The sequence below is a fragment of the Gabonibacter chumensis genome (genome assembly GCF_024741215.1).
GTDB lineage: Bacteria > Bacteroidota > Bacteroidia > Bacteroidales > Marinifilaceae > Gabonibacter > Gabonibacter massiliensis.
In genome coordinates this window covers 15,035-34,087 of the sequence record NZ_JANSKB010000009.1, presented here as the reverse complement: position 1 = coordinate 34,087, position 19,053 = coordinate 15,035, and the positions used below count along the sequence as shown (strand labels likewise).

General features: G+C 41.4%; 20 protein-coding genes. 12 read left to right on the top strand and 8 right to left on the bottom strand.

Going from position 1 to position 19,053, the window contains the following annotated elements; genetic code table 11:
• The first annotated feature begins 34 nt into the window (after nt 1–34).
• Both NVS78_RS13885 and NVS78_RS13880 read left to right on the top strand, forming a co-directional pair.
• Complete coding sequence (locus tag NVS78_RS13885; protein WP_286359695.1) at nt 35–1,522, top strand: glycoside hydrolase family 10-like protein; 1,488 nt, start codon at nt 35–37, stop codon at nt 1,520–1,522.
• Between the two features lie 204 nt (nt 1,523–1,726).
• Nucleotides 1,727–2,218 (top strand): DUF4890 domain-containing protein, encoded by a 492-nt coding sequence (locus NVS78_RS13880; protein ID WP_286359694.1) that lies wholly within the window; start codon nt 1,727–1,729, stop codon nt 2,216–2,218.
• Between the two features lie 58 nt (nt 2,219–2,276).
• Here the strand turns inward: NVS78_RS13880 and NVS78_RS13875 are convergent, their stop codons facing one another.
• Nucleotides 2,277–3,425, bottom strand: coding sequence for a serine hydrolase domain-containing protein (locus NVS78_RS13875; protein WP_286359693.1), 1,149 nt, complete (start codon nt 3,423–3,425; stop codon nt 2,277–2,279).
• An 81-nt stretch (nt 3,426–3,506) separates the two neighbouring features.
• Nucleotides 3,507–3,959, bottom strand: a complete 453-nt coding sequence (locus NVS78_RS13870) for a NanQ anomerase/TabA/YiaL family protein (protein ID WP_286359692.1) — start codon at nt 3,957–3,959, stop codon at nt 3,507–3,509.
• 128 nt (nt 3,960–4,087) lie between these two features.
• On the opposite strand from NVS78_RS13870, the gene era reads away from it, so the two are divergent.
• From era to NVS78_RS13825, 9 genes are all read left to right on the top strand, one after another.
• Nucleotides 4,088–4,972 carry a GTPase Era gene (gene era / locus NVS78_RS13865; protein ID WP_286359691.1) on the top strand — a complete coding sequence of 295 codons (885 nt, stop codon included), beginning with the start codon at nt 4,088–4,090 and terminating at the stop codon, nt 4,970–4,972.
• Between the two features lie 91 nt (nt 4,973–5,063).
• On the top strand, nt 5,064–6,371 hold the full coding sequence (der, locus tag NVS78_RS13860; RefSeq protein ID WP_041502542.1) for a ribosome biogenesis GTPase Der: 1,308 nt from the start codon (nt 5,064–5,066) through the stop codon (nt 6,369–6,371).
• 145 nt (nt 6,372–6,516) lie between these two features.
• Nucleotides 6,517–6,930 carry a SoxR reducing system RseC family protein gene (locus NVS78_RS13855; RefSeq protein ID WP_286359690.1) on the top strand — a complete coding sequence of 138 codons (414 nt, stop codon included), beginning with the start codon at nt 6,517–6,519 and terminating at the stop codon, nt 6,928–6,930.
• 65 nt (nt 6,931–6,995) lie between these two features.
• Complete coding sequence (locus NVS78_RS13850) at nt 6,996–7,865, top strand: Fe-S cluster domain-containing protein (RefSeq protein ID WP_286359689.1); 870 nt, start codon at nt 6,996–6,998, stop codon at nt 7,863–7,865.
• Nucleotides 7,866–7,910: 45 nt separating this feature from the next.
• The gene (rsxC, locus tag NVS78_RS13845) at nt 7,911–9,242 is read left to right on the top strand and encodes an electron transport complex subunit RsxC (RefSeq protein ID WP_286359688.1); all 1,332 of its coding nucleotides are present in this window, start codon (nt 7,911–7,913) and stop codon (nt 9,240–9,242) included.
• 21 nt (nt 9,243–9,263) lie between these two features.
• Nucleotides 9,264–10,241: an RnfABCDGE type electron transport complex subunit D gene (locus tag NVS78_RS13840; protein ID WP_286359687.1), complete on the top strand. Its 978-nt coding sequence runs from the start codon at nt 9,264–9,266 to the stop codon at nt 10,239–10,241.
• A gap of 79 nt (nt 10,242–10,320) precedes the next feature.
• Nucleotides 10,321–10,941, top strand: coding sequence for an RnfABCDGE type electron transport complex subunit G (locus NVS78_RS13835; RefSeq protein WP_286359686.1), 621 nt, complete (start codon nt 10,321–10,323; stop codon nt 10,939–10,941).
• Nucleotides 10,942–10,991: 50 nt separating this feature from the next.
• Nucleotides 10,992–11,579 carry an RnfABCDGE type electron transport complex subunit E gene (locus NVS78_RS13830; RefSeq protein WP_041502536.1) on the top strand — a complete coding sequence of 196 codons (588 nt, stop codon included), beginning with the start codon at nt 10,992–10,994 and terminating at the stop codon, nt 11,577–11,579.
• A 37-nt stretch (nt 11,580–11,616) separates the two neighbouring features.
• A complete protein-coding gene (locus tag NVS78_RS13825) occupies nt 11,617–12,189 on the top strand; it encodes an electron transport complex protein RnfA (protein ID WP_059025533.1) in 573 nt (190 codons plus the stop codon).
• A gap of 48 nt (nt 12,190–12,237) precedes the next feature.
• Here NVS78_RS13825 and NVS78_RS13820 read toward each other — a convergent pair whose 3' ends face one another.
• Together NVS78_RS13820 and NVS78_RS13815 are read right to left on the bottom strand one after the other, a co-directional pair.
• A complete protein-coding gene (locus NVS78_RS13820; protein WP_286359685.1) occupies nt 12,238–12,798 on the bottom strand; it encodes an AAA family ATPase in 561 nt (186 codons plus the stop codon).
• A 160-nt stretch (nt 12,799–12,958) separates the two neighbouring features.
• The gene (locus NVS78_RS13815; RefSeq protein ID WP_286359684.1) at nt 12,959–13,600 is read right to left on the bottom strand and encodes an HAD family hydrolase; all 642 of its coding nucleotides are present in this window, start codon (nt 13,598–13,600) and stop codon (nt 12,959–12,961) included.
• Nucleotides 13,601–13,756: 156 nt separating this feature from the next.
• On the opposite strand from NVS78_RS13815, the gene NVS78_RS13810 reads away from it, so the two are divergent.
• Nucleotides 13,757–15,163 (top strand): CCA tRNA nucleotidyltransferase, encoded by a 1,407-nt coding sequence (locus NVS78_RS13810; protein WP_286359683.1) that lies wholly within the window; start codon nt 13,757–13,759, stop codon nt 15,161–15,163.
• Here the strand turns inward: NVS78_RS13810 and NVS78_RS13805 are convergent.
• The 4 genes from NVS78_RS13805 to NVS78_RS13790 all read right to left on the bottom strand — a co-directional run bounded on the left by NVS78_RS13805 (nt 15,148) and on the right by NVS78_RS13790 (nt 19,028).
• Nucleotides 15,148–15,675, bottom strand: a complete 528-nt coding sequence (locus NVS78_RS13805; RefSeq protein WP_286359682.1) for a hypothetical protein — start codon at nt 15,673–15,675, stop codon at nt 15,148–15,150. The genes NVS78_RS13810 and NVS78_RS13805 overlap by 16 nt on opposite strands.
• 145 nt (nt 15,676–15,820) lie before the next feature.
• Nucleotides 15,821–16,204: a hypothetical protein gene (locus NVS78_RS13800; protein WP_286359681.1), complete on the bottom strand. Its 384-nt coding sequence runs from the start codon at nt 16,202–16,204 to the stop codon at nt 15,821–15,823.
• A 110-nt stretch (nt 16,205–16,314) separates the two neighbouring features.
• A complete protein-coding gene (locus NVS78_RS13795) occupies nt 16,315–17,667 on the bottom strand; it encodes a MutS-related protein (RefSeq protein ID WP_286359680.1) in 1,353 nt (450 codons plus the stop codon).
• A 2-nt stretch (nt 17,668–17,669) separates the two neighbouring features.
• A complete protein-coding gene (locus NVS78_RS13790; RefSeq protein WP_286359679.1) occupies nt 17,670–19,028 on the bottom strand; it encodes a MutS-related protein in 1,359 nt (452 codons plus the stop codon).
• Nucleotides 19,029–19,053: the final 25 nt, after the last annotated feature.

Below are 19,053 nucleotides of genomic sequence, written 5' to 3'. Positions count from 1 at the left end.
ATTCGCGATAAATCTGATACTAAAAACCGCTTATATGAAATACGTTCGTCTGCTGATTTTTACCGCACTCGTTTCTATTTGCGTGGGTGTTTCCGCACAAATCAAACGAGAATTCCGGGGAGCCTGGATACAAACCGTACACCAAAGCGAATACAGTCGAATGAGTATCGATGAAATGAAAGCTGACTTTATTCGGAAGCTCAATTTCCTTCAAAAATGCGGTTTCAATGCTATCATTTTTCAAATCAGGCCGGAAGCAGATGCCTGGTATCCTTCCGAGTTGGAACCATGGAGTCGTTTTTGTACAGGAGTACAAGGTAAAGCACCCGAGCCCTTTTTCGACCCCACAGCTTTTCTTATCAAAGAGTGTCACAAAAGAAATATGGAATTCCATGCCTGGTTAAACCCTTTCCGGGCCAGTACATCGGGAAACACGACTTTCGCGGAATCTCACGTCTACCATCAACACCCGGAATGGTTTGTAACCTACAATAAACAGACCCTCTTCGATCCGGGCATACCGGAGTGCCGGAAATTCATCTGCGAGGTAGTAAAAGACATCGTACAACGCTACGATATAGATGCCATTCATATGGATGATTATTTCTATCCCTATCCGGCAAACGGTCTGCCTTTCCCAGACGAAAACAGTTTCCAAACTTATGGAATTCCTAAAGGATATGCACCGGAGAATAAAGATGACTGGAGGAGGGAAAACGTAAACAGGCTCATACAAGCATTAAAACACACCATCGCTTCTACGAAACCTTGGGTACGTTTCGGTATCAGTCCTTTTGGTATTTACAGAAATAAAAAAAATACGCCGGACGGTAGCGGAAGCAATACAAATGGCCTGCAAAACTACGATAACCTGTACGCTGACATCACCCTTTGGGTTAAAAAGAAGTGGATCGATTACAATATTCCTCAAATCTATTGGGAAATAGGACATCCGGCAGCCGATTACATTACGTTAGCTCGCTGGTGGGACAAGCATGCACACAACGTTCATCTCTATATCGGTCAGGACGTGGCTCGTTCCATGAAAGCCGGAGATCTAACCCGCAAAATGGAAATCGAACACTCCCTACCCCATGTCAAAGGGCATTGTTTCTGGCCAGCTAACGAAATACTATGGAACAATAACGGAATTGCCGATAGCTTGCAACAAAATTATCACCATTATCCGGCTCTTATCCCGGCCTACACGCATATGTACAATCATCGCCCTAAAAAAATATGCAATCTGAAAGCTGAAAAAAACGCACAAGGTTATACGCTAAGATGGAAAGTAAAAGGAGAACGGGAGAATCCGCAAGATGCCCAATATTTCGTGATCTACCGCTTCAAACGGGGAGAAAAAATAGATTTGGACGATCCGTCGAAGATCATGGCTTTCACGCGTTATACCGAATGCTATCTACCGATGAACGCGAAAGATATGAGATACCGTTTTGTCATCACTTCCGTTGATCGTTTCCACAACGAATCAAAAGGAAAAAAGATTACGCTCAAACATTAAACGGATCTTTACCACAGCTTTTTTTCTATCTAATTTTACCTAAGAACCAACCTGTTCCGCTTTTATCCGTATCCATTCGTAACAACACGGTAATCATAGCTTGTTGGAAATTATCACGTAGCCTAAATACGAGAATAAACTTTTTACATTTAATATTGTCTTATATTCAGTAAACATAAATGTTTAATTTAAAACGAAACAAGTATGAAAACAGTAACATTTGTTATTTCCGCCCTTTTGATGTTTTTTAGTTTCAGCATCGAAGCACAAAACCATCATGAAGAGCATCACGGACAACACCAACGTGGCCCGAGAGAAAGGATGAATCCCGAACAGATGATTCAAAGAATGGTAGCTCAATTGAAAAGCGAACTTAAATTAGATGAAAAACAAGAAAAACAAGTTTCAGAATTATTAACCGCCAATTTCAAAAAAAGAGGTGAAATCTTCCAAAAATATCGGAACAACCAGGATTCTTTAATGTTCTACCACCAAAAAGTGGAAAAAGAACAAAATGCATCCCTGAAAAAGATATTGACCGAAGAGCAATATAAAACTTATATAACCAACCTGGAAAAGAAAAAACAAGAAATGGAGAAGCGTCGCAAAGAGATGATGGACAGGCGCAATAATAATAGAGAGAGTACCCCCGAGGTAAGCGGGGAAGAATCACAATGCTGCGGTAAATGCAACTAATATAAAAACGGATGATCTTTTCCGATCATCCGTTTCATTCTAATCGCACCCATATCTTTTATTTCCGACGATCCAAAATCTTCGTAGCTATATCCATATACCGGTAAACATCCTTCGTCGTCTCTCTAACGCGTCGCTCATCCTTCTTATGCCCTAATCGAACGACAATGGCATTCTTTTCAGGAATGGCAATTACGTATTGTCCCAACATTCCTCTGAAATAAGGGTTACGCATTCCCTTATAGTTCATAATCCAAATCTGAAAACCGTAATAATCCAATGAATCTTTTCCCCATTCATCTTTCAAATAAGAAGCCGGAGTAATTGCCTCCCGCATATAGGCCTCGGAAATCAATTGCTTCCCATTCCAATTTCCATTATGCATCATCAGGCGGGCAAACCGAGCCATCTCCCGGGCTGTAGCATGGAAACAACAAAACGCCTTTTCATCCCCCCCCTCCTTATCCAACAACCAATAAGCGTCTCTACAAGCCTGCATCGGTTTCCATAGTTTTTCTTCCGCATATGCACTAATGGTCTTTCCCGTTGCTTTTTCTACGACAAAAGCCAATATCTGGGTATCGCCACTACGATAAGAAAACTGCTTTCCAGGTTCATCGATCGCTTCCAAACGGGTGACCAGTTTATATAAATCGTCTCCGTAATACCCGTGAGTCGTAACGGAAAAAAGGGAACTATACGATTCATCCCAACTCAATCCGCCACTCATGGTCAATAAATTACGAATTGTAATTTTCTCCCTTTTATCCTTACGGAATTCAGGTATATATTTCGCTACCGGATCATCCAGGCTTTCTATCTTCCCTTCGTCCAAAGCTGCCCCGATCAAAAGTCCCACGATACTTTTAGTGGAAGAGAAAATATTAGACGTCAACGTATCGTTCCAACCGTCCCTATACTCCTCATACACGATACTATCGTTCTGAATGACAAGAAACGAAACCGTTTTATATTCATCCAAATAAACCTCATCCTCTTTCTCCAATTGATAGTCGTTATAATCATGAGCCGTCGTCCACTCCCAACAACTATCCGACTTCATTACGGTATGTTTCTCAAACAAAGACAGATCGTCAATATCCGGAAACCAATGAATCAAAGCCTGCTGCGCGTAATAGGGCAGACAAAAATAAAACACGGTCAAAACAACTATTATTCCTATGCTAATTTTATATATTCGTTTCATATTGTAAATTGACAATTTCAAATTGTAGATCGACGATTGTAGATTAATCCATTGCAATCACATGATCGCTAAATCACCCGATTATACCATCGTCTTAATTTTAGCCACTATCTTTTTTATCTTTCCACTTCCTATACAAGGGGCATGAGCATCTTCCGGGAAGAAAATTACAAACTCCCCGGCTTGTAAAGGAAAATAGAAAGAAGGTCTATCCTGATAGAACATAAAATCACCCTCAACATCGTAAGCCTTTTTTATCTCACGCAGATCTTCTTTAGCTTTCCACCCATAAATTTCTTCGCCTAACAAGGGAAGTTGTATATCGATATAAGACTCGTGACGTTCCAAAAAAGCCTCTTCCTTCTCCTTTCCATCCACCTCATCCACTTTTATGTAAGCATCCTCTCCTGCTATATCGATACGGCCCAACGGCATATCGGTCATATCATGTGTTTTTATATAATCGAACACGGCTTTAAAATACGGGTTCAGATCTTCTACACAACTACTATTCAAAAGCTTATCTATAATCATTGCATTTCATTTATCCCGGACAAAGATAAGAAATTGTTTTCATTCTTGTCCCGAAAGAAATTTCAACTTCCGATTTCCAACTTTCAATTAGTTATCGTACCTTTGTGCCCAATTAAATGATTAAATAAATGGAGCATAGAGCAGGTTTCGTCAACATTTTGGGTAATCCCAACGTAGGAAAATCAACCTTAATGAACCGGTTGGTCGGAGAAAAATTATCCATTATCACCTCCAAATCACAAACAACCAGACACAGGATCAAAGGAATCGTAAACGGAGATGATTATCAAATCGTATTTTCCGATACGCCGGGGGTTGTCAAACCCAGCTATAAAATGCAAGAGTACATGCTCGATTTTTCCAAATCGGCGATCATAGATGCAGACATCATCCTTTATGTTACTGATGTTGTTGAAGATTTTGAAAAAAATGCGGACTTTATTGAGAAGGTGAAACAAAGCAAATCACCCATTCTACTGGTTATTAACAAAATAGACCTAACCACAGCGGATAAATTAGATGTTTTATTCGACAGATGGAAGCAAATTTTGCCTCAAGCTGAAATATTTCCGCTTTCGGCCACGGAAAATTTCAATGTGGACAATCTATACAAACGAATACTGGAGCTCTTGCCCGTCGGAGAGCCTTATTTCGATAAAGAAGATTTAACCGATATGCCCGCCCGCTTTTTCGTGACGGAGATTATACGGGAAAAGATCCTTTTAAATTATGAGAAAGAAGTTCCTTATTCCGTTGAGGTCGTCGTGGAAGAGTTTAAAGAAGAAGCGAAAAGAATCCATATCATGGCTGTCATTCACGTGGAACGCGATTCGCAAAAAGGAATAATCATCGGACATCAGGGAGCCTCTCTAAAAAAAGTAGGAACGGAAGCCCGTCTGGATATAGAAGCTTTTTTCGGTAAAAAAGTATTCCTCAATCTGTATGTAAAAGTATTGAAAGATTGGAGAAACAAAGAAAAAGATTTGAAGAATTTCGGGTACAAACAAACCTAAAAATAAATGTAATTCGATGGAACGATTGAGTGATTATAACAGAGAAAACCACAATCGTCAACCGTCAATTTAAAACGTACAATTAATATATATGAGTAATATAGTAGCAATCGTAGGACGACCGAATGTAGGAAAATCAACTCTTTTCAATCGATTGATTGGAAAAAGAAAAGCCATTGTAAATGAAGAGAGCGGTGTAACCCGCGACAGGAATTACGGAAAATCCGACTGGATCGGTAAAGAATTTTCCATTATCGATACCGGTGGTTATGTATCTAACAGTTCCGATATATTTGAAGAAGAGATTAACAAACAGGTGATGCTGGCTTTAGATGAAGCGGACGTTATTCTTTTCGTATGTGATGTGGAACTAGGAATTACCGATTTGGATCAAAGTTTCGCCAAGCTCTTAAGGAAAGTGGATAAACCCATCTATCTCGTCGTCAATAAAGTAGATAACGGAGAACGCCTATACGATGCTCACGAATTCTATAAACTGGGAATAGGGGAAGAGTTATTTCCTATTTCTTCCGCCAGCGGTTCAGGTACGGGAGACTTGTTGGACAAAGTGGTCTCACACTTTTCCAATAATACTATTGAAGAAACGGAACATCTTCCCAAGATTGCGATCGTAGGACGACCGAACGTGGGAAAATCTTCCACGATCAACGCCTTAATAGGCGAAGAACGCAATATCGTAACCGATGTAGCCGGAACGACAAGAGATACGTTAGCCACCCGTTACAATCGTTTCGGGCATGATTTTCTATTGATCGATACGGCCGGATTACGAAAAAGAACCAAAGTGAATGAAGATGTAGAATTTTATTCCGTCATGCGTTCCGTAAGAGCAATAGAGGATTCGGATATCTGTATGCTACTCATTGACGCCACCAGAGGTATGGAATCCCAAGATTTAAATATATTTCATTTGATCGAACGAAACCAGAAAGGAGTAGTCATTCTCGTCAACAAATGGGACCTTATAGAAAAGGATAACAAAACCCTTATCAACTTCGAAAAAGAGCTAAGAATGAAAATAGCCCCTTTCGATGACGTACAAATTATTTTCACTTCGGCATTGACCAAACAACGTTTATTAAAGGCTTTGGAGGCAGCAATTGAAACGTATAAAAACCGTTCTCAAAAAATAAAAACATCGGAATTGAATAACGTGATGTTAGAAGAGATAGAGAACTTTCCTCCACCGAGCATGAAAGGCAAATACGTTCGTATAAAATACATCACGCAATTACCGACGGCTACGCCCGCATTTGCTTTCTACTGCAATCTTCCGCAATACGTGAAAGACCCGTACAAAAGATTTTTGGAAAATAAAATTCGCGAGCATTGGAAATTTACAGGGGTACCCATTCAAATTTTCATGCGCAAAAAATAGATTAAAAAGTCAGAATACATATTCTGACTTTTTTAATGGCAATTTGTAAATTAAAAAATTCCCCCTCCCTTAATGCCCCGATCCTTTAATTTTAAATCGCCGATCTAAAATTATTATTATCTTTAGGGCGTTTAAAAAGAAGAAAATGGCTGAAACTATCACACACGAGGGAATCGTCATTGCAATCAACGATTCCCATATTACGGTTTCCATCCAAAGTCAATCTGCCTGCGCCGCTTGTCATGCCAAAGGTGCTTGCGGGCTATCGGAAGTGACTCATAAAAACATCACGGCCGAAAAGCCCAATACTCCCGTAAAGGTCGGAGATAAAGTGATTGTTATGGCGAGTGTCGGAAACGCTTTATATTCCGTTTTATTCGCCTACTTTCTCCCTTCCGTTGTTCTGATCGCCATTTTAGCTCTACTCATCTCCTCCGGGATAGAAGAAACTTGGGCTGCCTTATATTCACTTTTAACAATTACCATCTATTTTATAATCATATACTTCTTTAGAAATCGGTTCGCCCAAAAGATAAAATTCAAGGTTAAAATAGAATAAACATGAAAAAATTAATAACTTTACGAGCGCTATAACTGTAACGAAGAGACAAAACGAAAAATCTTATGATTACTACTACTATTATTTACACTATTATCTCTTTATGCGCCATCGGAATTGCAGCAGCTGTAATCCTTTATCTGGTCGCACAAAAATTCAAAGTCGAAGAGGACCCCAGAATTGATATCGTGGAAAGTATACTACCGGGAGCAAATTGCGGAGGTTGTGGCAAACCGGGATGTAGGGGATTTGCCGAGGCGACCGTGAAAGCGACCTCCTTGGACGGACTTTTTTGTCCGGTAGGGGGTACAGAAACGATGGCAAAAGTAGCTGCTGCCTTAGGCATGGAAGCAAGTGCACAAACTCCGCAAATTGCCGTTGTGAGATGTAACGGTACTTGTGAAAATCGGAAACGCACAAGCCGGTATGACGGCTACTCATCCTGTGCCATAGAACACTCTCTTTATCGGGGAGAAACGGATTGCACGTACGGTTGTTTAGGATGTGGCGATTGCGTAAAAGCCTGTCCCTTCGATGCCATTCGCATGGATGCCAACGAATTGCCCGTAGTCTCAGATGAAAAATGTGTCGCCTGCGGAGCTTGCGTGAAAGCTTGTCCCCGCAACATTATTGAATTACGAAACAAGGGTCCGAAAGACCGCAGGGTATTCGTATGTTGTGTGAACAAAGATAAAGGAGGGATAGCCCGCAAAGCTTGCACGGTTGCTTGTATCGGTTGTGGAAAATGCGTGAAAGAGTGTCCTTTTGAAGCGATCACGTTAGAAAACAATCTTGCTTACATCGATTTCCGGAAATGCAAATTATGTCGAAAGTGCGTTAGTGTTTGTCCCACGGGGGCCATCCATGAAGTGAATTTCCCACCCCGGAAAATAACCGAACCTGTTGAGACTACCGCCACGAATAAAGAAGCGTAGAGTTTAGATATATCTACTGAATCCTAAAACCTAAAATTGAAAACCGTGTTGAAGACATTTAAATTAGGAGGTGTACATCCACCCGAAAATAAATTATCATCACAAGGGGAAATCATTACTTTACCAATCCCCGAACAAGTAATTATCCCGCTTTCACAACATATTGGGGCTCCCGCTACCCCGGTCGTAAAAAAAGGCGATCAGGTGAAAGTCGGACAACTCATTGCCCAAGCTACCGGATTTATTTCCGCCAACATCCACAGTTCCGTTTCCGGGACTGTCGCCAACATAGAACCGGTAATAGATAGTAGCGGATACCCCAAGCCGGCCATTATTATAAAGGTTGAAGGCGACGAATGGGAAGAGGGAGTATTACGTGAAGCCATAAACAAAAGACCTGACGAATTTACCAAAGAAGAGATCATATCGGCCATTCAAAGTGCAGGTGTTGTCGGAATGGGAGGAGCAACATTCCCCACTCAGGTAAAATTATCACCTCCACCGGGAAATACGGCAGAAGTTTTAATTATTAACGGTGTAGAATGCGAACCGTACCTGACAGCCGATCATCGACTGATGCTGGAACACGGAGCCGAATTGATCGTTGGAATAGAATTGCTGATGAAAGCCCTACATGTTCAAAAGGCAATCATAGGCATCGAAAATAACAAATCGGACGCTATCCAGCTCCTCCGGCAAGAAGCCCGCAAAGCAAAAGGGATTGAAGTATATCCATTGCAAATAAAGTACCCGCAAGGTGGAGAAAAACAATTGATCCAAGCTACCACGGGAAAACATGTTCCCTCGGGAGCCCTTCCGATTGCTGTCGGGGCTGTCGTACAAAACGTGGGGACTGTATACGCCGTATATGAAGCTGTAATGAAACATAAACCTCTGTTTGAAAGAGTAGTTACGGTAACCGGAAAGTCTTTAAAAGAACCGGGAAATTATCTATGCCGGATCGGCACGCCGATCACGAAATTGATCGAAGCTGCCGGAGGCCTCCCCGAAGACACGGGAAAAATTATCGGCGGTGGTCCTATGATGGGCAAAGCTCTGACGACAACAGACCTATCTATCACTAAAGGTTCCAGCGGTGTCTTACTGCTGAATCAAAAAGAAGCCAGCCGAACATCTTCCCGTAATTGTATCCGGTGTGCGAAATGTGTTAGTGTCTGTCCGATGGGATTAGAACCTTATCTATTGATGTCCCTAAGTGAGCGAAACAGAACGGAGGATTTGGAAACAGAAAAAATCATGGACTGCATAGAATGTGGCTCATGCAGTTTTACCTGTCCAGCCAACAGGCCTCTTTTGGATGTCATACGCCTGGGAAAGGCAAGAACAGGCCAAATGATTCGATCACGTAAATCATAAATCTTAAATTAAAATTCACTTATGAGTAATTTAATCATATCTCCTTCACCTCACATTCACAGTAGGGACTCGATAGAAAAAAACATGTATGGCGTACTCATTGCCCTTATTCCGGCATTTATCTGTGCCATCGTATTCTTCGGCTTGGGAGCAATCACCGTAACCCTGACGTCCGTGATAGCTTGCCTCGTCTTTGAATATTTAATTCAAAAATACCTATTGAAACAACAGCCTACCATTTGGGACGGGTCGGCTATTATTACCGGTGTTTTGTTAGCATTCAACCTGCCTTCATCACTTCCGGTATGGATCGTGATCATCGGCGCCTTGGTCGCCATCGGAGTCGGAAAAATGAGCTTCGGTGGCTTAGGAAACAACATCTTTAATCCCGCCCTCGTGGGACGGGTATTTTTGTTGATCTCTTTCCCGGTTCAAATGACGACATGGCCTATTCCTCACGGATTCTCCACCACAGATGCTTTAACGGGTGCAACTCCGTTAGCTATTGCCAAAGGAGCTTTTAAGACCGGGCAGCCCATCTCCGATGCTTTATCTGCAGCCGGATTTTCAAATGAAGATTTAGTTTTAGGAAACATAGGAGGTAGCCTCGGAGAAGTAGCTGCACTTGCCTTGCTTTTAGGCTTTGCCTATATGCTTATTCGCAGAATTATCACTTGGCATATTCCCGTAACGATCTTTGCTACCGTCATTATTTTTTCGGGCATTCTACATTTAGCAAGTCCGGACCAGTTTGCCGGTCCGGTATTCCACCTCTTTACCGGAGGTATGATGTTAGGAGCCATTTTTATGGCAACAGATTACGTCACCTCCCCCATGTCTTATAAAGGAATGTTTATTTATGGCGCAGGCATCGGATTATTGACTGTCGTCATCCGAAATTTCGGAGCCTATCCGGAAGGGATGTCGTTTGCCATTTTGATCATGAACGGTTTTACCCCGTTGATTAACAGATACTGTAAACCGGTAAGATTTGCTTAATGAAGGATTGCTGATTTGGATTTACGATGACCGTAATCAATCGCTAAATCATAAATCGTAAATCATAAATTTTAAAACTATGGGAAAGAAATTAGAGTCAACCTTTAAAAATATGGTATTGGTTTTATCCGCCATAACCCTAATCTCGTCGGCTGCCGTTGGATTTGTCAATGAATTTACTTCAGGGCTAATCGATAAAGCCAAATTGGAAAAACAGGTAACAGCAATCCGGAATGTCGTAGCCGCCTTTGACAACGATCCGATGGCTGAAGCATGGACAGAAAAGACTCCCGACGGAGGCGAATTGATATTTTATCCGGCCAAAAAAGCGGGCGAGCTTGTCGGCACGGCCATAAAGACGTATAGCAACAACGGTTTCAGCGGAAAAGTATGGCTGATGGTCGGTTTTGACCCGGACGGAACCATTCACCATTATTCCGTACTCGAACATAAAGAGACTCCTGGATTAGGATCCAAGATGGATAGTTGGTTTACCCAGGGAGGGAAAGGAAACGTGACAGGAAAAAAACCGGGAAAAACCGGATTAAAAGTTACAAAAGACGGTGGAGATGTGGATGCGATTACGGCAGCCACGATCTCTTCACGGGCATTTCTGGATGCAATAAATCGGGCTGCAGCCGCCTTAAGCGGGGCGGATACCCAATCGGGAGCAACCCAACAAATAAAAGCTGAGAATTAACAAATTTAACGACTGCGATACAGTCGCCAATATAAAATTAAACTGGACCTATGAACAATTGGCAAAATTTCACCAAAGGTTTCTTCAAAGAAAATCCGACCTTCGTTCTATTGCTCGGAATGTGTCCCACGTTGGGAGTAACGACATCGGCAGTCAACGGGTTGGGAATGGGATTGGCTACGGCATTTGTGTTGACTCTGTCAAACCTTGTGATCTCATTAGTATCAAACCTGATCCCCGATAAAATCCGTATACCGGGCTTCATCGTGATTATAGCGGCATTCGTTACCGTGGTGGACATGTGTATGGCTGCTTACACACCGGGACTTCATGAATCATTGGGATTATTTATTCCCCTGATCGTAGTGAACTGTATCGTATTAGGACGAGCCGAATCCTTTGCCTCAAAAAACAAGGCCATCCCTTCCATTTTAGACGGATTAGGCATTGGACTGGGATTCGCTATGGCATTAACCATCTTGGGGGGAATTCGAGAAATTTTAGGAAGCGGTAAGTTATTCAACATAACATTGTATAGTGAACACTACGGAATGCTTATTTTCGTCTTAGCCCCGGGAGCGTTCATCGCTTTAGGCTATTTAATTGCTCTGATCAACAGGATCAGGAAGACGAATTGAAGATGATTATGATAAGAACCTAAAATCTAAAACTATAATGGAATATATATTTATATTTATTGCGGCAGTATTCGTTAATAATATCGTATTGGCCCAGTTCCTGGGAATATGTCCTTTTTTAGGGGTTTCCAAAAGCGTTCCTACCGCACTCGGTATGACCGGAGCCGTTACTTTCGTAATGATTTTGGCCACATTAGTTACGTTTATCGTACAAAAAACAGTACTTGATCCGCTTCAGATCGGGTTTATGCAAACAATCACCTTTATCCTGATCATTGCAGCCCTCGTACAAATGGTAGAAATTATTCTGAAGAAAGTAAGTCCAGCTCTCTATCAGGCGTTAGGGGTCTTCCTGCCCTTAATTACGACAAACTGTGCCGTTCTCGGTGTAGCCATCATGGTTATTCAAAAAGACTATAACCTGCTGCAATCGGTCGTATTCGCCGCCTCGACAGCTTTGGGTTTCGGTTTGGCCCTAACCATATTCGCCGGTATTCGGGAACAGCTGGAGCTGGTAAATATTCCCAAAGGAATGCAGGGACCCGCTATCGCAATCCTGACAGCCGGATTGTTAGCCATGGCTTTTATGGGATTTTCCGGCATCGTGTAATTCGAAATCATACGATAAAAATAGTCCGGAATTATTTCCGGACTATTTTTATAGACCACATTCCTTCTCTTTTCGTAAAAAATCAAGCATATAATCCGCTCTCTCCCGGACAGACAATAAAGGAACCGACGTAACGGTATATCCTAACGCTCCATAAGTTCGTTTCATCTCTTCACAGGTTTGTATCGCCAACTCAAAATTCTGTTTTCGCTCCTCATCCGTGCAATATATTTCTTTCCACGGAGGAAATAAAAATACCCTTTTATTGTATCGATAACAAGAGGCTGCACACTTCAATTCATCCCACTCATTCAGCCCTATTAAGCGACTGTACCCCAATACATCCGGGATTCCTCTATCGAAAAAACAAAGCTCTTCCGTCTCCTTATGGTTCTCAAAATCCCGAATTGCGTATCGTAACATCAATTCCGAATATTTTCGGGTATTTCTCCAAGGCAAAGCATCTCCTCCGGAAGCAAGCTGTTCACGGATAATACATCTTCCGCTCTCCGCTACAGTAACCGCTCCCCTATGCCGGAGCTCCTCCAAAACAGTCGTTTTTCCCGCACCGGGACCTCCCGTTACAACAAAAAAATTAGGTTTATACATTCTTCTATTACGCGATTGAAAGATTCGACGATTAAAGTAAATAAAAAACGTTTACACGATTGATGGAGTTCTCTACCCTTGAGGAATTTATTTCCGCTAACACTATAAAACAAGAGGGATTCCGGGATCAAAGGAGCAAACGATTCGAATAAGCATAGAATCACTCTATCATTTTTTCATAAACGAACCCTACAAAATCGGATATGACCCGATTAGTTCGTCTCTCCATTTCCTCCCGGGGGTTTGTCGTTGCCAATCCTATCACCTTCATTCCAGCCCTCTCTCCGGCTTCCAAGCCCGCAAAAGAATCTTCGAATACGAAACAAAACTCCGGTTTTACTCCCAACCCTTCAGCTCCCAACAGATAACATTCAGGATCGGGCTTAGAGCGAGTAATCTTATCGGCAGTAATCTTTACTTGAAAATACTCGGCTAATTCCGGACGGGCATGATACACGTATTCCATCTTTTTCTCATTGGAACTGGTTACCAAAGCGATCGAGACTCCCCGATTTTTAAGATCTTCTATAAAATCCAATACCCCTGGAATATAAGGATAGTCCATACGAGATTCCAAAGAATCCAACCGTCGTAGAATCGACTGCTCCTTTTCAGGATCATTTCCCAAAAACTCCGCCATGATCTTTTGCAGAGTGAAGCCTTTGACTTTCCGATGGAATGCCGGTATATCGGGCCGATAACGCTTTCCTTCCTCCTCCCAAAAAACATCGTATGCCTTTTCCGTATCTAAAACAACGCCATCCAAATCAAACAACACAGCCCATTTCCTTGTTCTATTCATACCTCCTTCAATTAGTATTTCAAAAATAGGAAAAAACTCCGAACGGACAATTTCTCCCGAACGGAAACAAACCGAAAAGAATTTTGGTCGGTAACGTATAACTTCCTATTTTTGTATGCCGTTTTACCAGAGAGTCTATCATTCAATAGAAATAATATGCAGAAGCATTTGAAACATCCTATTTTTCACTTACTATCGGAAATTGCAGCCCAAAAAGGATGTGAAATATATGTTATTGGCGGATACGTACGGGACCTGATCCTGCAAAGGCCCTCCAAAGATATCGATATTGTTGTGTTAGGAAATGGCATTGAATTAGCCGAAACAGCGGCACGGCAACTCGGTAACCTGCACATCTCCATATTCAAAAACTTTGGAACCGCGATGTTCCGCTATAAGGGCGTAGAAATCGAGTTTGTCGGAGCCCGGAAAGAGTCCTACCACTTCGATTCGCGAAAACCCGTTGTAGAACAAGGTACTCTCGAGGATGATCAGAAACGCCGTGATTTTACGATCAACGCACTCGCCATCTCTCTGAATACTTTTAACTACGGAGAACTGATTGATCCCTTCGGCGGTCTACAACATATAAAAGAACAGACCATAAAAACGCCTCTCGATCCGCTCATCACCTTTTCCGATGACCCGTTGCGAATGATGCGGGCCGTGAGATTCGCCTCCCAGTTAGGATTTTCTATCGCTCCGGAAACTTTCGAGGGAATAAAAGCCAATAACGAACGATTAAAAATCGTTTCAAAGGAAAGAATCATAGATGAATTCAACAAGATCATGCTTTCCCCTAAACCCTCCGTAGGAATTCGATTATTGGAGGAAGCCGGGCTATTAAATCTTTTTTTTCCCGAATTGACCGCATTAAAAGGAGTTGAAATCGTCGAAGGAATCGGGCACAAAGACAACTTTTATCATACACTGACCGTCTTGGATTCCGTTGCCAAAAATTCGGACAATCTTTGGCTAAGATGGGCCGCTCTATTGCATGATATAGCCAAACCGATTACTAAAAAATTTATTACCGGACAAGGCTGGACATTCTATGGCCATAATCATATCGGAGAACGCATGGTAGCCAAAATATTCAACCGACTAAAATTACCCCAGAACGAAAAGATGAAATACGTTCAGAAATTAGTTTTTTTACATATGCGTCCCATTGTCCTTTCCGAAGATATCGTAACTGATTCGGCTGTCAGACGCCTGCTATTCGACGCGGGAGATGACATCGACGACCTGATGTGTTTGGCCGAAGCGGACATTACCTCCAAAAACGAAGAAAAGGTAAGGCGTTTTTTAGACAATTTCCAGATCGTTCGCCAAAAACTGAAAGAGGTGGAAGAAAAAGATGCCATACGGAATTTTCAACCCCCTATCAGCGGAGAAGAGATTATCGCCACCTTCAATTTACCCCCTTGTCGTCTGGTCGGGGATATCAAGAATGCCATCAAAGAAGCGATCCTTGATGGCATTATTGGAAACAATTCCCAAGAAGCCAGAGAGTATATGTTTAGAGTGGCTGAAAATTTAGGAATTTATTTTAAAAAATAAGCTATCTGTTTCGCCTTCGTTCCCGAGCATATTTTTACCGGGGAGGTCGGCACATCGTTATAAGGAATAAATTCCAATGCTTGTACCAAAGCATACTCATCATCGTCCGTACTAAAAATTTCCAAACTCAAATTAGACTGATTGGTACGATTAAGTGCTTGCAAATCATCGAATTTATCTTCCTCTAAAATCTGATATAACCTGGAAGACTGGTTGGGAGACAGATAGATCTTGTGTTTTTTTAAGACTTTTCCTGTCGGACTATAAATATAATTCTCTTTCTTCACGAGAAAAGCCACGATCCCCCATCCGATGATCCCCAAACCGATCATGATCGCCACCGAAGAAAGGATGTCATTTTCCGCGGCATTGATATGAGTGGAACCGAAATACAAAACAGCGGCTCCGACTAACAATAAACCCAAAGGTTTTACCGGTGATTTCTTTTTCTTTATAATTTTACCTTCATCGACTTTCAATATAATATCTCCAATATAATCAAACTTTTCCATAGTATAAACATTAAATAATGACTCTTTTTTCCGGGAAATTGAACACAATTATCCCGCAACAATAACTCTATCAAGCATTTCGTGAAAGAACAAATACATTTTACGAAAGCTCTAACAGGCACCAAGATGCCTCCAGGGTTCAGAATCATACAATGATTTCACGTAAAGCAAAGACATAATATCCCGCGTCTTGCTTCAGCGCAAAAGAATCTCTATAAAAATGTTCGACATTTTTAAAATAGGAAGGAAACACACATTTACGTTCTTCTATTATCCCGCAAAAAAGATTACTCTTGGGAAGATAACGACAAGTCGGAAAAGAAGTCAGCACCTCATGTACCGAATTTACAGGTACCGCATTCGCATTTAGAGCAGTCAAAAAAGCCAACTGATGAAAAGCCTCTTCTTCATTCGAAACAATCTTTTCCTGTTTATCGGTCGTAACGACACGAGTAGAGGAATCTATCTGTTGAATCAGATAAATGATTACCACAAACAGTAAAACACTATATTTCAAAAAGGCCTTCATCGTTTTATTTCGTATTACAAAATTAGCAAATCACTACGATATTCCATACAATAAATAAAAAAAAATTAGGCTGATATAAATATCAGCCTAAAATTTTCAATTACGCATACTTATTTAGCCGGTTCGACCTCTCGACCTTTTATAATTTCCACAATATGTTCATTATTGATAATCATCATACCGTGACGGTCATTGGTAATACCCTCTTGTAACGTATAGGTATAAGTCGGAATAGAGCCCTTCATAATTGTCGGGAAGAATACAAATTCCAGGTTAGAACAACGTTCCCGCAATGTTTGTCCGGCCTCTATAATGTGGGTTGATATAATAAAAGAACAATTCCGATTCTCTGCAAATGCTTCCGTTACGGCAACAGTAGCGTCGTAAGCATCCTTCACGTTGGTTCCTTTAAATAACTCGTCGAATATAATAACCAGATTTTTACCTAAACTCACCTCTTCTGCCACATGTTTTACACGAAGTACCTCAGCATAGAAATGGCTATATCCCATATTCAAGTTATCAGCTACATTAATGGAAGTATACATACCGTCCTGAACCGAAAACTCCATACGTTCGGCCGCAACAGGGAATCCCATATGAGCCAAATAAATAGCGATACTGAAAGATTTCATGAATGTAGATTTTCCGGCCATATTAGCACCGGTCAGGAAAATCACATTGTGCTCATGATCGACATGCACGGAATTGGCAACAGCCCCCGTCAACTGAGGATGATATACCTTCGTTATCGTTATATCGTTTTTATCCTCTACCATTTGATTGGCTTTCGCGTAAACGAATTTTTTCTCTCTGGCAATCCGGGAAACCGTGATATACACATCGTATTCATAAATAATCTGCATCATCCTCTTGATTTTCTCTCGACAAGTATATCGCAAAAGATGATCGAATCTGGCCACCTTCGCTAAAGAGAGACGGGCTACTCCCCGTTCGTTAAGCGCCCAAGCCATTTTTTTATCATGAAGAATGGTATCCATCTCTTCGATCGTCTTCCAATAAGGAGAAGAAGCTCCCCCTTTAGCCAGTTTCTGATTAAAATCGTTTATCAGGTTCAAAAACTCGATGGAAGCGATGATTCCATTATATATCATTTCGAATTCCTTATCCGACCCTATATAATTCAATAATTTCCTACGGCAGGTATTCATGGCTGCCACAATGGGATTCGCGTGTCCTAAATTACTCAGGTAATGGTCAACCACATCGAACAATTCGTTTTCGATAGGAAACTCTACATTTTGTTCCTGAAAATAACGGAATACACTACTCCGTTTATTGATAGCCTCAGCATCACTCAAAGGGTTTTGGAACATGTATTCCAAGAGTTGTCCCCCGCCACGGGTACAAGTATGATTAAACACGTTAAATATAGAATTATTCTTATATTTACCGAGCATGTTAAGGTCATCCAAAGTCTGTTTATCTACGGTAAAGCTCATGATCAATTAGATTTAGCGTTGTTGGTTTTCTTTCTACTCTTTATTATCTCAATGATACGTTCATTATTGATAATCATCATACCATGCCGGTCGTTGGTAATACCTGAAGCTAACTTATAGGTGTATACCGGCATACTTCCTTGCATAATCGTGGGAAGATAAGCGAAATTAATATTGTCGCAAAGCCCGCGTAATGTCTCTCCTGCCTCAATAATATGGGTAGAAATAATAAAAGTACAGTTCCGGTTGGCCGCAAAAGCCTCCGTTACGGCAACGGTCGCGTCATAAGCATCTTTTACGTTAGTACCGCGGAACAGCTCGTCGAAAACAACAATCAGGTTCTGAGAACGGCTCACGCTTTCGGCCACTTTTTTTACCCGGAGAACCTCCGCGTAGAAATGGCTGTATCCCATATTCAAATTATCCGGCAAATTGATCGTCGTATACATTCCGTTCTGGACGGAAAACTCCATGCTTTCGGCCGGAATAGGGAATCCCATATGGGCTAAGAATATACATACGCCGAATGTCTTCATGAATGTAGACTTTCCGGCCATGTTAGCTCCCGTCAAGAAAATCACATTACTATTGTGATCGACATGCAGGGTATTCGGTGTTGGATTTTTCAATTGAGGATGATACATCCCGTCAATTTTCAATACATTTTGATCCGGCGGTAGAGCTTTCGCAAAAACGAAACCCCGCTTAATAGCCACCTGAGCGATAGAAATATATACATCCATATTATAGATGTAATAGAGCAACTTCTTCATTTTATCCCTGGCGGCATAACGCAAAACATGGTCGTAATCGGCCGTTTTCGCGTAAGCTATTTTTTTCAGCCCCTTCTCTTTATAAGCCCAAGCAAATTCTTCATCAAGAATGATCTTATTCATCTCCTCCACCTCTTCTTTATAAGAATCGACAGCATTTATCGCATCGATCTGAATAAAAAAGTCATGCAAGCAATTAATAATCTCAACAGAGGCCAAAATACCTTTATGCAATAATTCATATTCAGTATCTGTCCCCATATAGCTACGGAATTTCCGCTGTAAAGTATTGTTCTCGGCCACAATCTTCGTACGACTATCCGTATTGCTCAGGTAGTGCTCTACCGTATCGAACAATTCGCTTCGAAACGGGAACTCCACGTTCTTTTCCTGAAAATATTTAATGATCGTACTCCTTTTATTGATTTTATCCACGTCAGACAGCGGATAAAGAAACATTTCCTCCAACACCAAAGCCCCACCTCTCGTTCGAGTGGTGTTGAACAAACTGTAAATCGAATTCCCTCTGTGCTGTTTTCCAAAAATGTTGAGGTCATCCAGGGTTTGCTTGTCAATTGTAAAACTCATAATTTGTTTTTTTCATCGTTTATTT

Excerpts from the sequence above, each read along its gene's own strand:
- NVS78_RS13815 (WP_286359684.1), bottom strand. The coding sequence starts at position 13,600 with ATGAATAGAACAAGGAAATGGGCTGTGTTGTTTGATTTGGATGGCGTT.
- NVS78_RS13805 (WP_286359682.1), bottom strand. The coding sequence starts at position 15,675 with ATGGAAAAGTTTGATTATATTGGAGATATTATATTGAAAGTCGATGAA.
- NVS78_RS13840 (WP_286359687.1), top strand. The coding sequence starts at position 9,264 with ATGAGTAATTTAATCATATCTCCTTCACCTCACATTCACAGTAGGGAC.
- NVS78_RS13830 (WP_041502536.1), top strand. The coding sequence starts at position 10,992 with ATGAACAATTGGCAAAATTTCACCAAAGGTTTCTTCAAAGAAAATCCG.
- NVS78_RS13870 (WP_286359692.1), bottom strand. The coding sequence starts at position 3,959 with ATGATTATAGATAAGCTTTTGAATAGTAGTTGTGTAGAAGATCTGAAC.
- NVS78_RS13855 (WP_286359690.1), top strand. The coding sequence starts at position 6,517 with ATGGCTGAAACTATCACACACGAGGGAATCGTCATTGCAATCAACGAT.
- NVS78_RS13820 (WP_286359685.1), bottom strand. The coding sequence starts at position 12,798 with ATGTATAAACCTAATTTTTTTGTTGTAACGGGAGGTCCCGGTGCGGGA.
- NVS78_RS13800 (WP_286359681.1), bottom strand. The coding sequence starts at position 16,204 with ATGAAGGCCTTTTTGAAATATAGTGTTTTACTGTTTGTGGTAATCATT.
- NVS78_RS13810 (WP_286359683.1), top strand. The coding sequence starts at position 13,757 with ATGCAGAAGCATTTGAAACATCCTATTTTTCACTTACTATCGGAAATT.
- der (WP_041502542.1), top strand. The coding sequence starts at position 5,064 with ATGAGTAATATAGTAGCAATCGTAGGACGACCGAATGTAGGAAAATCA.
- NVS78_RS13885 (WP_286359695.1), top strand. The coding sequence starts at position 35 with ATGAAATACGTTCGTCTGCTGATTTTTACCGCACTCGTTTCTATTTGC.
- NVS78_RS13835 (WP_286359686.1), top strand. The coding sequence starts at position 10,321 with ATGGGAAAGAAATTAGAGTCAACCTTTAAAAATATGGTATTGGTTTTA.
- era (WP_286359691.1), top strand. The coding sequence starts at position 4,088 with ATGGAGCATAGAGCAGGTTTCGTCAACATTTTGGGTAATCCCAACGTA.
- NVS78_RS13790 (WP_286359679.1), bottom strand. The coding sequence starts at position 19,028 with ATGAGTTTTACAATTGACAAGCAAACCCTGGATGACCTCAACATTTTT.
- NVS78_RS13875 (WP_286359693.1), bottom strand. The coding sequence starts at position 3,425 with ATGAAACGAATATATAAAATTAGCATAGGAATAATAGTTGTTTTGACC.
- NVS78_RS13850 (WP_286359689.1), top strand. The coding sequence starts at position 6,996 with ATGATTACTACTACTATTATTTACACTATTATCTCTTTATGCGCCATC.
- NVS78_RS13825 (WP_059025533.1), top strand. The coding sequence starts at position 11,617 with ATGGAATATATATTTATATTTATTGCGGCAGTATTCGTTAATAATATC.
- NVS78_RS13795 (WP_286359680.1), bottom strand. The coding sequence starts at position 17,667 with ATGAGCTTTACCGTAGATAAACAGACTTTGGATGACCTTAACATGCTC.
- NVS78_RS13880 (WP_286359694.1), top strand. The coding sequence starts at position 1,727 with ATGAAAACAGTAACATTTGTTATTTCCGCCCTTTTGATGTTTTTTAGT.